We start from the raw sequence: 14,332 nt of genomic DNA, 5'->3' as shown, positions 1-14,332 counted from the left end.
AGCGAGCAGTCAATGAACGTACTAGTCGTTGGAGCAAATGGTCAAATAGGAACGCTTTTAGTAGATAAATTAAAGGAAAACGATACTCACACGCCTATCGCCTTTGTTAGAAAACAAGAACAAGTCGATAAATTTCAAGATAAAGATGTAGAAGCACGATTAGGAAATCTTGAAAGTTCTGTATCAGATATCAAAAAACAAATGGACGGAATCGATGCAGTCGTCTTTACAGCTGGATCCGGCGGGAGCACAGGAACCGATAAAACGATGCTGATCGACTTAGACGGTGCAGTGAAAGTTATGGAAGCTGCAGAAGACATGAATATCAAGCGGTTCATCATGGTTAGTGCATTCCAGGCAGACGTCAGAGACAACTGGAACGACGATATGAAACCGTACTATGCAGCTAAACACTATGCAGATAGATTTCTGATGAATAGCGATTTAGAATATACAATCGTACGACCAGGCGCGCTGGAAAACGAAATGGGTCTTGGAAAAGTATCTATCACAAGAGCTTTGACTGAGTTCACAGATCCAATCACCATCCCTAGAGAAGATGTGGCAGAGCTGATCGTGAAGGCTCTGGATAATCCAAAAACCTATCTTCAGTCGTTTGATGTGACCAGCGGTGACGATCCAATTGAAGAAGCTTTAAATACCCTTTAATGACAATAGAGCTGCAAGTAAATATTAAAACAATCAGCACGTTCTCAAATGGCCCAATTTTGAGAACGTGCTTTTTACTTATGAGTAATATAATAATCCTAATTCGGAATATCAGAACTGGAATATTTTAAAAGCATTTTAAAATTAAGGTTCTTGATTTAACGACTGTTTATTTTATGATAAAATAATAAAGAGTTAAAAATAGATAACAGGAGAATAATGATGAAGAAAAAAATGATCAGCGTATTAAGTCTATTGCTGTTAGCCGGCTGCAGCCAGGAAGCAGCACAGACCGGTGAAGAAAAAGCAACAGCGACAGAAGAAGCACAAACAGAAGGTATGGAATCGACAGATTCAGCAGGTTCAGCAGATACAGAAGTTGCTGAAGAGCAGAAAAACTCAGATGCAGAGCCAGTTACCGTAGAAAGAACGATATGGGATTCCACCGAAAAATCTGAAGTGACCTTGACCTTTGACGTCGGTCCGCTTGTTAAGGAAGGAGAATATGCAATTCTCCCTGTTACCATGGATACAGAGGCAGAGACCGAAATTCCATTTGATCGTCTATTCGATATAGATGTCTTTACAGGAGAGGGCATTTCATCTGAACAAGGTTATGATATTCGCTTAGTGGATTCTCAGCAGATGGAAGTGTTTCATCCGGCGCTGATCCCTATTGTCGATACATCCTTGAATCAAGCTTTACATACGTTTGTAGGAGAAGGCAGCCGGAATATGCAGATGACAGCAGGAGCTGATCGGGATCCGGTCAGACATTTTGTGACGTTTGCTGCTCCTGAATCGGATGAAGTACAAGTTTTATTCAGTCAGATCGGTATGGTCGAAAATGTTCCAGTTGTCGAAAGGGAATCAGCAAATATACCGACAATGGAAAATCCTCAGGAACCGGCAGAAGCAGCAGAAGATGTGGTTCCTTCTGTAGAAGATATCGTTGAAATGGAATTGAACAGTGTTCAGTTTGAAAAATGGGACAAGACTTTTGATACTGTTCAAGCTAGGAAAGAACCGCTGGAAACTTATCAGGAAAACCTGGAAAGTACCGTCACTCGAGTAGACAAAGTCGAGTATTCCGCGCTGACCTTGGATAGTGATGTCTTGTTTGAATTCGATTCTTCTGAACTGTCTGATAACGCAGATGCAGAATTAAACTCTGCCTTAACTGAATTAGCCGGTTCTGATAGCGGCAATCTGGAAATTATAGGACATACGGACAATGAACATACAGAAGAATATAATCAGGAACTATCAGAAAAAAGAGCGGAGTCGGTCAGAGAGCGGCTGGATTCGCTGACCGATCTGTCGGTATTTGACGAAGTCATTGTGAAAGGAGAATCTTTCCGTGATCCGGTAGCCAGCAATGATTCCGAAGAAGGGCGTGCGCAAAATAGAAGGGTCGAGTTGCGGTTCACACCGGCTTCAGAAGAAGTGGTAACAGAAATAACAGAACAGAACATTCCGGAAGCACAAGGAGCTGAAGCAGCTTTCCCGGATTCAGTCGATACAGAACATGGGGCTGTTGAGATCGAGTCGATTCGTCAAGTAGATGACTTGTTTGTCGGACGAATCAAAGTCTCTACAACGAAAGAAGAGAGAGCCATGTATGATGCTTTAGCACATATACCCGGAATTGGCGCCAGAGGAAAAGATAATGACGATTCATACGGCTATAATCAGTTCTCAGCCTACGCACCGACTCTGTTATTCGAGAATCAGCGTTACTATCCGATCGATTATTATCTGACACCGATTGCCGGAAGTTTTAATGAAAAAAGGCTTGATGAAATAGATGATGATTCCATCAAGTTTATTGTACCGCTGGCAGAAAGAAATATGCCGCAAGGAAAAGATGATGAAGGATATTATTTCACCGCAACTGTTGTCTGGCCGGCTTTGGATACAGATGAGGTAATGGTAGATCTTGCTTACTCAGGAGATAATGAATATGATATCGAAAGAACGCAGCCTTGGCGTATAACCAACGTTCCGATTGAAACTTCCAATGAAACTTCCGAAGCAGCAGAATAAAAATCAGCTGATATAAGGATATTTATTTAAGACTATAAGAGCAGCTATTTTCCTCGCGAAGACAGCTGCTCTTATTTGTCTATTTTGAGTTGAATTGAGATAATACGTTTTAAATTAGGAGATAAAGTTTAAGAATTACTGTAGATTTTGTGAATTTTTAAAAATAACTATTTTGGAATGATATACTTACAGCAACATCAAGAGGTTATTTATAAAAAAAGCTTTCATATAAAATACACTATGAAGGAGCTCGAAAGATGAAACATTTTACAAAATTATTTTCAAAAGGCATTGCAGCTATCACATTGACGACAGCAATACTGTCTGGAGGAATGCAGCAGGCAGAGGCTGCAGAAGGAATCGACACCAGTGTAGTAGATGAAGCGTGGGGCTTGCCGACGTATGTCTATGGCGGCGGCTTAAATGAAACGCAGATTCAGGAGACAGCGGAGATTTTAGAGATCGACAGCATGGAGAATGTAGCGAGTGTAGATGTTACAGGAGAAGACTTGCAGACATATTTAGGGACCGGATCAGGAAATACAGCCAGCATGATTTCTTCAGTACTCGTACAGCGAGAAAATGAGGGGGAAGGTGTCAATGTCATCATTCAAACCCCAGACGATATTACTGAAATTACACAAGAACAGTACGCAAATGCAGCGATCACTGCCGGAGTAGAAGATGTGACGATCATGGTTGCGAGTATCCGTCCGGTAACCGGTGAAAGTGCCTTAACAGGAATCTACAAAGCTTTTGACGTTAACGGGGAAGAGTTGGATCAAGACCGCATGGAAGTGGCGCAAGAAGAGTTAGAAACGACAAATCAGATTGCTCAGGAGAACAGCGGTGAAGAAGCATTCGATACATCCAGATTCGACCAAGCGATCGTTGAAATCAAACAACAGTTGGCAGAGCTTAAAGAAGGGCAAGAACAGCTGGCAACAAGAGAAGAGATTGAACAGATCATAAATGATGCACTGGCAAACAATAATCTTCAAAATGCCATTTCCCAAGAACAGCTGGACCGCTTATTAGCGTTCTTTGAACAGTACCAGCAGACGGGCGCAATCGACTCAGCACAAGTAAGAGAACAACTGGAAAAATTATCCAGTGACATTCGCTCTAGATTCAGCGATGCCTTCCAGCAAGCAGAAGAGAGCGGACTATTTGAACAAATCGGAAATTTCTTCCGTTCGATCTGGGAAGCAATCACCGGGTTCTTTAGCTGAATTTCCACATCAAAAAAGCCTTACTCGTCAAAATAGATGAGTAAGGCTTTTACTATTTTCGCTATTTAATCTGTCAAATTCACCAAAAAGTATTTCTTCTTGCCTCGGCGGACGATCACGAAGCGGTTGTCGAAACTGTCTTTTTCTGAAAGAACATAGTCGACGTCTTGAACTTTTACACCTTTGATTGTAATCGCACCGTTTTTGATATCTTCACGGGCTTGGCGGCGAGATGGTTCAATTCCAGTAGTATCAACTAAGAATTCTACTAAATTGTGTTCGCCTTTTGGAGCTTCTGAAGAAGGCACATCTTTAAAGGTCGCTTCAATCTGAGCTGCTGTCAGGTCTTGAATCTCGCCGGAGAATAGTGCTTTGGAAATTTGGATGGCTTCATCCAGTGCTTCCTGACTGTGAACGAAGCGGGTCATTTCTTCGGCTAAGGCTTTTTGTGCAGCTCGCTTGTGCGGTTCTGTCTCCACTTGTTCTGCTAAAGCATCCACTTCTTCTTTAGACAAGAATGTAAAGTATTTCAAGTATTTGACGACATCGCGGTCATCTTGATTGAACCAGAACTGGTAAAATTCGTAAGGAGTTGTCTTCTCAGGATCCAGCCAGATCGCACCGTCCGCTGACTTGCCGAATTTTGTTCCGTCTGCTTTCAGCAGTAAAGGAATGGTTAATCCGAAAGCTTTTGCTTCGGATCCTTCTTTTTTACGAATCAAGTCTAGACCAGCTGTGATATTGCCCCACTGATCAGAACCGCCGATCTGCAGCTGAACGTCTTCATTTTGGAATAAGTGCAGGAAGTCGACAGACTGAATAATCTGGTAGCTGAATTCTGTAAAGGAAATTCCCGTGTCCATACGGTTTGCCACAACATCTTTTGCCAGCATCGTATTGATGTTGAATTCTTTACCGTAGTCTCTCAAGAAGTCCAAGAAGCTGAGCTCGCTCAACCAGTCATAGTTGTTGACGAGTTTGATCCCGGATTGTTCAGATCCTGCTTCAAACAGACTGCGCATTTGTGAGCTGAGTTTTTCAGCATTTTCAGTAATTTTATCCATCGTCTGCAAGACACGCTCAGAGTTTCTCCCGCTTGGATCACCGATCGAGCCGGTTCCGCCGCCGATAACGATCACCGGTCTATGTCCTGCTAATTGAAATCTTTTCAAAATCATAAAGGGAATCAAATGCCCGACGTGCATACTGTCTCCGGAAGGGTCTATCCCGCAGTATAATGCGACACTCTTTTCATTTGTCAGTTCTCTTAATCCGTCTTCATCTGTCTGTTGGTTAATGGCACCGCGCCATTCCAATTCATCTAAAATATTCATACTTCATCTCCTAATCATCATCTGTCTATTTTTTGATCGTCCATTGTTCAAAAGAACTTTTATCCAAAACTGCCTTGTTTTGTTGCCATTCGTCTATCACTTTTAAGATAAGCGGAGAAGCATTTTCCATGTTCAGATCTGCCAAGTTGATCCATCCAGCGCCGTTTGAATCATTCAGTCCGTCAACAACGGTTTCTATGAGCGCTTCAGCAGTCTCGCTGACCGTAATGGTATATAGCGCAAATATATGGTGTGTTCCTGTCGGTCGTCCAACGGGATGGACAAAAGTATCGTATATACGAGGCTGGTCATACTGGAGAACTGTGCGGCCTGTTTCTTCTTTTACTTCTCTGACCAGTGTCTCCGTCAGGCCTTCTCCAGGCTCCTGGCTGCCGCCAGGCAAATCATACCGATTCTGATAGGGACCGGAATTTTTCTCAATACATAAAAGCCGATCATCCAAGATCGATACTCCATACACGCCAAAATGCTTCATATACTCAACGTCATCCAATACAACCACCTCCTTTATTCATTTACTAAAAATCAGCATAAAAAAATCCCCATAAAAAGCCGATGCTTTTTACCGGGACGAACGCTGCCGTGGTACCACCCTGATTAAAATGAAGGAAATTCCTCATTTTCACTCATACCCATAACGCTGGGTCGCGCCTGTAAAGGTATGCTCCGTGGTGTATTTCATGATGTCTGTTTATACGAATTTTCACCAGCCATTCGCTCTCTAGTTGTTTTTCTTTATAGGGACAGACTCATTACTGCGCCAGTTCATCGCAATAGTTGTAATTGATTTGAAGTTTAGTATAATTTATAAAAAATCATTCGTCAACGCTTCCGGCGATAATTCTTTCCAGATCCTTTTAAATGCAGCCTGACTATGTTAAAACAGACTAGAAAGAGTTTATCAGTCAATCCAAAAATTGGGTGTATGCAAAGCAGTTCGCCTCAACTTTTAGTTATGATAAACTATAAATGATAGACACTGCGGAAAGGAAGACGACTATTGGTAACCAAAAGACAAGAAACATTCAGAATTAATGCACAACCTAAAGCATCGGAAGACGCCATTGTCGTATGGGAACAGTACCGTTTTACAGTACTGACACCAGCGATGATTCGATTAGAATATGATCCAAGTGGAGCGTTTGAGGATGCTTCCACGCAGACAGTATTGAATCGAGATTTTGAAACACCAGAGTTCAAACTGAAAGAAACTGAAGAATTTATTGAGATCATTACTTCGCATGTTCACTTGAATTTTCATAAAGAACAGGGCGGATTTACTAAGAATAATTTAAATATTGAGGCATTAGGGAATTACAGCCTTTACCACAGTACATGGTATTTTGGAGATAAGCCGGATACGTTAAAAGGAACAGCCCGGACGCTGGACTTTTCTGACGGTCCAATCGAGTTAGAAGAAGGTTTGATGAGCAAAAATGGATTCTCCATTATTGATGACAGCAATTCTATGAAACTGTTAGATAATGGCTGGGTCGAAAAGAGGTCTAATGACATTGTCGATATCTATTTCTTAGGGTACGGTCGCGATTATCTAGGTGTGTTGAGAGACTATCATCATCTGACCGGTCATACACCGCTGCTTCCTAGATATGCGCTTGGAAACTGGTGGAGTCGGTATTACGCCTATTCTCAATCAGGATACAAGCGTCTGATCAATCAATTTGAAGAAAAGCGAATTCCGTTTTCTGTGGCGGTATTGGATATGGACTGGCATCTGACAGACGTTCCATCTGAGTATGGATCAGGATGGACCGGATATACGTGGAACAAAGAGCTGTTTCCAGAGCCAGAAGAATTTCTGAGCTGGCTGCATGAAAAAGGGATGAAGACAACTTTGAACCTGCATCCGGCCAACGGTGTACAGCCTTTTGAAGAGCTGTATGAACCGATGGCAAAAGAAATGGACGTAGACTATGAAAACAACGAACCCATTAATTTTGATATTGCAGATCCCAAATTTCTGAATGCTTATTTTGAATATCTGCACCATCCACATGAAGAAATCGGAGTAGATTTCTGGTGGATCGACTGGCAGCAGGGCAGTGTCACAAAAGTTGAAGGACTGGATCCTTTATGGATGCTGAACCACTATCACTTCCTGGATCACAGCAGAGGAGAAAACCGCGGACTGATCTTTTCGCGCTATGCAGGATTAGGGTCGCACCGCTATCCAATCGGCTTCTCAGGTGATACGGCTTCTACCTGGAATGCACTGAGCTTCCAGCCATACTTTACTGCAACAGCCTCTAATGTCGGCTATAACTGGTGGAGTCATGATATCGGCGGACATATCGGCGGTGTCAAAGACAGCGAGCTCTTTATCCGCTGGGTCCAGTTCGGCGTCTTTTCGCCAATCAACCGTCTGCACAGTCAAGATGGTGAGTTTAGTGGTAAAGAACCATGGAGATATGGATTAAAAGCAGAACGGATCGTTACACGATTTATGCAGCTGCGTCACAAACTGATTCCTTATCTGTATACGATGAACGTCCTGACAAGTGCAGACAACTTCCCGCTGATTCGTCCAATGTACTATCATCATGCTTGGGAAGATGAAGCGTACGAAGTGCCGAATCAATACTACTTTGGAACACAGTTGCTGGTTGCGCCGATCACCGAACCACTAAAAGGCGATTTGAGACTGGCACAAGTAAAAACCTGGCTGCCTGAAGGAATGTGGATCGACTTCTTTAACGGTCGAGTCTACGAAGGTGGAAGAATCTTGGATGTCTATCGTCCTGTTTCTACAATGCCTGTGTTTGCAAAAGCGGGCGGAATCATTCCAATGGATCAATCAGCTGAAAACTGTGTCGCGAATCCGGAAAATATGGATATTCGTATCTTTGCCGGTGCGGATGGGAACTTCACTTTATACGAAGACGACGGATTAGGGAAAAATAATGAACATGCTACAACAAAACTTTCTCTGAAATGGCATGAAGAAGACACAGACTGGTCGATTTTCCAGATTCACCAACCTGAAGGAGACTTGGAGTGTCTGCCTGAAAAGCGTCAATTCACTTTAACCTTTGTCGGTTTCTCTTATAGTGAAGAACCGGAGGTGTTTGTGAAAGATCAGAAAGTGGACGCTACTGTAACGAAAAAAGGGAAGTTTACCACTGTGGAAATCCCTGAACAAGACATTGACTCTTGGTATTTCGTCAGATTCCGTGGTGTATCAGCTAAACGCAATGATATGTACGGAGAAATTTTCCAATTCTTGGATCGAGCACAGTTATCGACAAGTCTTAAAGAAAAAATCTATGCAACAGTGAAGAAAAGCCGAAACAGTGCACGAGTCATTAGTGGACTGCTGGCGCTGGACATTGATCCTGACCTGCTGGAAGCATTAAGCGAACTGATCTGGGCAAATCCAGGAGATGTAGACTAATATCATCTCGATGTTGTCGCAGCAGCAAGAAAGAAACACTAAAGCAGCACCTTTTAAGCGGACGATTAGGGAAAGAAAAATTATGCAGCAACCTGATATCTAGATTTTATTGATATCAGGTTGTTTTGTGTATAAATTGGATATTATTGTTAGAGAATAAAATTTTCATATAATAATTTTGCAGATTCATAGTATAATAAAACAGGATTGTGTCAAAAAGACAGCTGTTTTGTGAAAAGAGGAAACGTTCTTGGTGAAATAGTTGTTTACTGAAAGGAAAGATTGAATGCATAGTTTTAAAGAAACACTACGTCCGATTATTCCCGGTTTAGGATTGGCTGTTGCAGTAGCCGTACTTGCCAGAATCGGAGGAACACTTTTACCGCAGCTTGGCGGATCTACACTCGCTATTTTATTCGGTATTGTGTTAGGCAATACTTTTTTCAGACAGGCAGGTTTAGCTAAAGGAACTAAGTTTGCAGAAAGCAAATTTCTTGAGTATGCGGTCGTTCTGCTCGGGTTTACGGTAACGTTTGGAACGATCAGCCAGATCGGGGTAAGAGGTGTACTTTACGTCATCTGTATGATGTCAGTGACGATCGGTGCAGCCTACTGGATCGGAAAGAAAATGGGATTCAGTGAAAAAATGACACTGTTGATGGCCGGCGGGAATGCAGTGTGCGGATCCTCGGCTATTGGAGCAATTGCACCAGCCATTCATGCAGATGACGAAGAAAAAGGACAGATCATTACTTTGGTCAATCTGCAGGGAACAGTTATGATGCTGACCTTGCCATTCCTTGGATTAGCTGTTTTCGGAGATCATCTATTAAGTAAAAGCGCCCTGCTTGGAGGAACGCTTCAGTCAGTTGGGCAAGTGGTGGCAGGAGCCAGTCTGATCAATCCTGAAACCGTCACTTATGCGATGCTTTTTAAAATCACTCGAATTTTGTTTCTAGTGGTCGTCGTTATACTTTTTGAAAGGAAAGTAAAGAAGACAACCTCTACTGCAGCAGAACAAACATACAGCAGAAAGCTTCCGATTCCCTGGTATATTATTGGGTTTTTAATCATTTGTATCGCGAATAGTGTCTTTTCAATACCCGGAGAAATTGCAGAAACAACCGACTATATCAGTTCATGGCTTGAAGCTACGGCTTTGGCAGCTATCGGTCTTAGATTAGATTTAAGCAAGTTTATTAAAGAAGGTCCTCGTTTCATATTTTACGGTCTCTCTGTCGGCATGATTCAAACAGCTGCTGCGATTGCTTTGATTTTCATTTTAGGATTGATCTAGACAGCAAGTGAGCGTAAATATCAGTTAATTAAATCGGGAGACCATCCGTAATTTTACTTTCAAAAAAATGATCAAATGTTGAAAGACAATATAAAAGAAATCATTCAATTCAGACTTATGCCCAGTGTATAAGTCTTTTTTTGCTTTTTGGAAAATCTTTTCATCTTTTTATGAGCGTTCTGTCTGTTTTACAGAGTGAGATCACTCTCTTGGATCATTCTTATTTGTTATGAAGTAGTTCGTTAGAATGGTACAATAGAAATAGGATTACTACCAATAGTTTTGAAAAGAGTGAACATAAAAATCTCTTTGTAGAAAGTGAGCTTATTCATGAAGAAAGTCGTGTTTTTCGATATTGACGGAACTTTGGTTTCCAAACAAAACTACATTCCGGAATCGACAAAAAGAGCGATCAAAGCTTTAAAGAAACAAGGCGTTTTGCCGGTCATTGCAACGGGTCGTGCAACCATGCTATTAGAAGAAGTCAGAGAAGAATTAGACATCGACAGCTATATTGCCATGAATGGTCAACGTATCGTATTGGAAGGCAAACCGATTTTTACAAATCCGATCCAAGACGATGTACTAAAGAGACTGATGGATCAAGCAGCTGAGGATAGAAAAGGCATCGTTCTATGTGGAACGGAAGAGATTTATAGTAATTCATTTATTTCGCTAGTTAGACGAAGTTCGATCTTAAAAGTTTTGAAAGGAATTGGGAAATTAGTACCAAATAAAATTCAGATGTCTATATTCAGCCGTCTAATCCGAAAGCCGCCTAAACCTGAAGATTATAAAGATCAAGCGATCTGCCAAGTGATCCTTGAAGTTAGTGAAAAGGAAGAAGCTGCATATAGAGAGCGTTTCCAGGAGCTGCATTTCGCTCGATCAAATGACTATACGGTAGATGTCATCAGCTCAGGCATTTCAAAAGCCACCGGAATTGAGCGCATCATTAAAGAACTGGGAATAAAAAAAGAAGATACTTATGCATTCGGTGACAGCTTAAATGATATGGAAATGATTCAATATGTCGGTACTGGCGTTTCAATGGGGAATGGCTGGAAAGAACTGAAGCAAGTGGCGGATATGATCACTGCAGACGTATCGGAGGACGGCATAGAAAAAGGATTGAAGAAATTAAATCTGATTCCTTAATTCAAAGTGAAGTTTGAAAAAACACAGTGCAATTATGTATACGAAGGCAACTGAAGTAAAAATCAAGATAAAGGTTTGATAAAATGAAACGTATAGCACTCGTAAGTTGTGGACTGGTTTCTTTTGCATTAGGTGCGTTAGGGGCACTGCTCCCGGTGCTGCCGACAACCCCATTTTTATTGTTGTCCGGTTATTGTTTTGCCCACAGTTCCAGCAGATTTGACAAGTGGCTGAAAAAGACGAAGTTGTATCAAGTTTTTGTTGCCGATTATGCAGAAACAAAATCGATTCCCAGAAACCGAAAGTGGAAAATCCTGCTGAACAGTTATGTGCTGATGGCAATTTCGATTTACTTTGCGCCGCTGCCGCTCATCAAACTGATGTTAAGCGTACTGACTGTGGGGTTAACCATTATGATCTGGTTTGTCATTCCTGATCGTCAAGTTGATCAAGAAGCAAACAAGACAGAGGAGACAGAGCACAATCATTGAATAGAGGCGTTTTTAAAAAGAAATCAGCATGATGATCAGTCAAGAGATCATCATGCTGATTTTTTTGCAGAGTTCTATCAGGTTTTCTATGTGTAAAGTTTATGTAGGAAGTAGAAAAATATAGGGTAGACAAAAAGAAAGAAGACCCTTAATCTAGAATTTGCAGAAACTAGAGAGAAAGAGGACTTCTTTACGATGAAAATTATAGCACAAATGATGGAAATATTGGAAGGATCAGCGACATTTTTAGAGGCAGAAATCTTATTTGAGGAGCTTTTCAGGCAAAAAGCTGAAGAATGCTTTCAAGAATGCATAGAGCGCTTAGACAAAAAGTGTATTCAATCGTACAAAGATCAAGGGTACGAGATTGATAGTGTAAGAAAGCGTACGATGCAATTTACCTTTGGGACGGTTGAGTTTTCACGTAGACGTGTGCGTAAAAAAGGAGAAAAAAGCCTTATCCCGCTGGATAAGTTTTTACAGTTGTCTTCTCGTTCAAGAAATTCTCCATTGGTAGAAATGAAGGCAGCTCAAATGGCTTCAGATGGAGTTTATCGTAAAGCTGCCGATGCGATTAACTTATTAACCAACTTTTCTTTAAGTCATTCAGCTATTCACTCTATTACCCAACGTGTCGGTCAAAAAGTTCAAGAATGGACAGAACAGAAACCGTTGTCTGATGAAACCATGATGAAAGAGAAGAGAAAAGCACCTGTTCTATTTATTGAAGGGGATGGTCTGCTTTTGACTAGACGTAAAGGAAAAGAACGTGCGGAGCTTCATCGTGTGCAGATTCATGAAGGTGTGGAGAAAAAAGGAAAGCGTCCTGTTCTAGTGAATTCCATGATGTTTGAAAGTACAGAATCAAGCCAAGAGGCTTTTAAACGAGCGAGTGCGTGGATTGAAGCGACCTATGATCTTCGGAATACAGTCATCATTTCAAATAGTGATGGAGGTAGTGGCTACGAGAAGGACAAATTTGATTCGATCATTGGGAAATGCGCACGACACGAACACTTTCGAGATGCCTATCATGTGAATCAAAAAATCAAACAGCGCTTGTCTTTCGATAAGGAACTGTCTTATCAGATGATTTCAGCTGTTAGAAAATGGGATTATGCCAGGATTTGTGCAGTGATTTCTCAAGCGAATGATCGCATTCAAGACGATTACCGCAGAACTGAATATGAGCTTGAACTGACAAAATTACTCAGCTACTTGGATCGAAATTGGGACAGTTTAAAGGGACTTCACTTACGTTATCTTCCTCTTCGAAAAGGGATTGGGGTTTGCGAGAGTAACCACCGTCCCTATAGTTATCGCATGAAACGACAAGGTCGTGGATTCGGACAGAAAGGTGCAGGTAACCTAGCAGCTATTATCTCGGCTCGTAAGAATGGGTTGTTTTTACAAGCGTTAACCGAAACGATCCCTGCTTTTAAACAGGAATTTATCCCTGAATTCAAGGGGATACTCCGTACATTACTAAAAAAATCCAAAACTAGAAACTCAATCGGTGTGATTGAAGGCAGGATTGGAAAGCGCTGTGCGTCTTCTCACGCTCTTGGACAATTGGCTAAAGTACTAAAATAAAAAGATTTTAAGGCTGTTTACTGAGGGAGAAAGGCTCGCAGAGCCTTTCTCCCTCAGTAAACAGCGAAAAACAATAAAAGGAAAAAGCGATTCTAGAGATTTCCTACAACAACTTGACACACACTCCATTCTTTGGTTTGGCGAATTAGCGGTAAAAAAACGTATCTGAGGTTTTGAAGTTAGGATTCAAAAAAATATAAGAAAAGCCCCATTTGGTACCGACCCCCAGAAGTTAGAGTAAACAATCTAACTTCTGGGGGTTTTTTGTATGGCAAAATATAGCTTTGAATTCAAGTTAAGAATTGTAAATGAATATCGGGAGGGACCTTTAGGGTATATGTTACTAGCGAAAAAATACGGATTACCTAGTAAAACACCTGTTAAAAAGTGGGTTCAGCTGTATCAACGTTTTGGAGAAGATGGATTAAAGCGTAAAAAATCTAAAGAAGTCTACTCTGTTCATTTTAAATTAGATGTATTACACTTTATGAAACGAACAGGTGCTTCTTATCAAGAAACGGCTGATTCCTTCGGAATCAGAGAATCTTCTATGATTGCGAACTGGAATAGAGCGTTTCATCAAGAAGGAATAGAAGGCCTGAAACCTAAAGCCAAGGGGCGATCTTCTATGTCTAAGCAACCAAAGAAAAAAACAGTTAAAGATCAAAATAAATTATCTAGAGAACAAGAACTGGAACGGGAAAATGAGCTTCTCCGATTGGAGAATGCTTACTTAAAAAAATTAGAAGCTTACGAGAAGAATCCGAATGCCTTTCTCGAAAAGCACAAGCAACGGTGGCGTTCGAGCTCAAAGAAGAAGGATACAGACTAAAGGATGTACTTGTAGTAGTAGGCATTCCTGAAGCTACGTATCATTATCATGTAAAGCGATGGAACAAAGCAGATCAGAATCTATTCTTAAAAGAAACTATTTCCGAGCTATTTTATCACTTCAAAGAGCGATATGGATACAAGCGCATCACGAAAGAGTTGAATAAGACTGGAATCAAAAGCAATCATAAAAAAGTTTATCGATTGATGAAAGAACTCCACTTAAAAGTGTACTAAGTTCACCCGTA

12 protein-coding genes and 1 other annotated feature are annotated in these 14,332 nt (G+C 41.2%); of the genes, 10 read left to right on the top strand and 2 right to left on the bottom strand.

Going from position 1 to position 14,332, the window contains the following annotated elements:
* Nucleotides 1-12: 12 nt before the first annotated feature.
* From B6F02_RS09790 to B6F02_RS09780, 3 genes are all read left to right on the top strand, one after another.
* A complete protein-coding gene (locus tag B6F02_RS09790) occupies nt 13-669 on the top strand; it encodes an SDR family oxidoreductase (protein ID WP_080147158.1) in 657 nt (218 codons plus the stop codon).
* A 222-nt stretch (nt 670-891) separates the two neighbouring features.
* Nucleotides 892-2,715, top strand: coding sequence for an OmpA family protein (locus B6F02_RS09785; protein ID WP_179128569.1), 1,824 nt, complete (start codon nt 892-894; stop codon nt 2,713-2,715).
* A 257-nt stretch (nt 2,716-2,972) separates the two neighbouring features.
* A complete protein-coding gene (locus B6F02_RS09780; RefSeq protein ID WP_080147156.1) occupies nt 2,973-3,947 on the top strand; it encodes a DUF1002 domain-containing protein in 975 nt (324 codons plus the stop codon).
* Between the two features lie 65 nt (nt 3,948-4,012).
* Here B6F02_RS09780 and tyrS read toward each other — a convergent pair whose 3' ends face one another.
* A complete protein-coding gene (gene tyrS, locus B6F02_RS09775) occupies nt 4,013-5,281 on the bottom strand; it encodes a tyrosine--tRNA ligase (RefSeq protein WP_080147155.1) in 1,269 nt (422 codons plus the stop codon).
* A 25-nt stretch (nt 5,282-5,306) separates the two neighbouring features.
* A complete protein-coding gene (locus B6F02_RS09770) occupies nt 5,307-5,795 on the bottom strand; it encodes an NUDIX hydrolase (RefSeq protein WP_256864682.1) in 489 nt (162 codons plus the stop codon).
* A 70-nt stretch (nt 5,796-5,865) separates the two neighbouring features.
* Nucleotides 5,866-6,080 (bottom strand) — a binding site (T-box leader).
* 222 nt (nt 6,081-6,302) lie between these two features.
* Here B6F02_RS09770 and B6F02_RS09765 point away from each other — a divergent pair.
* The 7 genes from B6F02_RS09765 (at nt 6,303) to B6F02_RS09735 (ending at nt 14,321) form a co-directional block, all read left to right on the top strand.
* Nucleotides 6,303-8,714: a glycoside hydrolase family 31 protein gene (locus B6F02_RS09765; protein ID WP_143745274.1), complete on the top strand. Its 2,412-nt coding sequence runs from the start codon at nt 6,303-6,305 to the stop codon at nt 8,712-8,714.
* Between the two features lie 286 nt (nt 8,715-9,000).
* A complete protein-coding gene (locus tag B6F02_RS09760) occupies nt 9,001-10,011 on the top strand; it encodes a YeiH family protein (protein ID WP_080147153.1) in 1,011 nt (336 codons plus the stop codon).
* A 330-nt stretch (nt 10,012-10,341) separates the two neighbouring features.
* The gene (locus B6F02_RS09755) at nt 10,342-11,169 is read left to right on the top strand and encodes a Cof-type HAD-IIB family hydrolase (protein ID WP_080147152.1); all 828 of its coding nucleotides are present in this window, start codon (nt 10,342-10,344) and stop codon (nt 11,167-11,169) included.
* Between the two features lie 83 nt (nt 11,170-11,252).
* Nucleotides 11,253-11,660 (top strand): YbaN family protein, encoded by a 408-nt coding sequence (locus B6F02_RS09750; protein ID WP_080147151.1) that lies wholly within the window; start codon nt 11,253-11,255, stop codon nt 11,658-11,660.
* Nucleotides 11,661-11,855: 195 nt separating this feature from the next.
* Nucleotides 11,856-13,253 carry an ISLre2 family transposase gene (locus B6F02_RS09745; protein WP_080147150.1) on the top strand — a complete coding sequence of 466 codons (1,398 nt, stop codon included), beginning with the start codon at nt 11,856-11,858 and terminating at the stop codon, nt 13,251-13,253.
* Between the two features lie 268 nt (nt 13,254-13,521).
* On the top strand, nt 13,522-14,085 hold the full coding sequence (locus B6F02_RS09740) for a helix-turn-helix domain-containing protein (protein ID WP_080147149.1): 564 nt from the start codon (nt 13,522-13,524) through the stop codon (nt 14,083-14,085).
* Nucleotides 14,049-14,321, top strand: a complete 273-nt coding sequence (locus B6F02_RS09735) for an IS3 family transposase (protein ID WP_179128568.1) — start codon at nt 14,049-14,051, stop codon at nt 14,319-14,321. The genes B6F02_RS09740 and B6F02_RS09735 overlap by 37 nt, the downstream gene beginning before the upstream one ends.
* Nucleotides 14,322-14,332 lie beyond the last annotated feature (11 nt).

This window comes from Marinilactibacillus piezotolerans (assembly GCF_900169305.1).
Lineage (GTDB): Bacteria > Bacillota > Bacilli > Lactobacillales > Carnobacteriaceae_A > Marinilactibacillus > Marinilactibacillus piezotolerans_A.
This window is presented reverse-complemented; position numbering and strand designations above follow the sequence as displayed.

Coding starts and splice junctions, on each gene's coding strand:
- B6F02_RS09760 (WP_080147153.1), top strand. CDS start 9,001: ATGCATAGTTTTAAAGAAACACTACGTCCGATTATTCCCGGTTTAGGA.
- B6F02_RS09750 (WP_080147151.1), top strand. CDS start 11,253: ATGAAACGTATAGCACTCGTAAGTTGTGGACTGGTTTCTTTTGCATTA.
- B6F02_RS09790 (WP_080147158.1), top strand. CDS start 13: ATGAACGTACTAGTCGTTGGAGCAAATGGTCAAATAGGAACGCTTTTA.
- B6F02_RS09780 (WP_080147156.1), top strand. CDS start 2,973: ATGAAACATTTTACAAAATTATTTTCAAAAGGCATTGCAGCTATCACA.
- B6F02_RS09755 (WP_080147152.1), top strand. CDS start 10,342: ATGAAGAAAGTCGTGTTTTTCGATATTGACGGAACTTTGGTTTCCAAA.
- tyrS (WP_080147155.1), bottom strand. CDS start 5,281: ATGAATATTTTAGATGAATTGGAATGGCGCGGTGCCATTAACCAACAG.
- B6F02_RS09740 (WP_080147149.1), top strand. CDS start 13,522: ATGGCAAAATATAGCTTTGAATTCAAGTTAAGAATTGTAAATGAATAT.
- B6F02_RS09785 (WP_179128569.1), top strand. CDS start 892: ATGAAGAAAAAAATGATCAGCGTATTAAGTCTATTGCTGTTAGCCGGC.
- B6F02_RS09745 (WP_080147150.1), top strand. CDS start 11,856: ATGAAAATTATAGCACAAATGATGGAAATATTGGAAGGATCAGCGACA.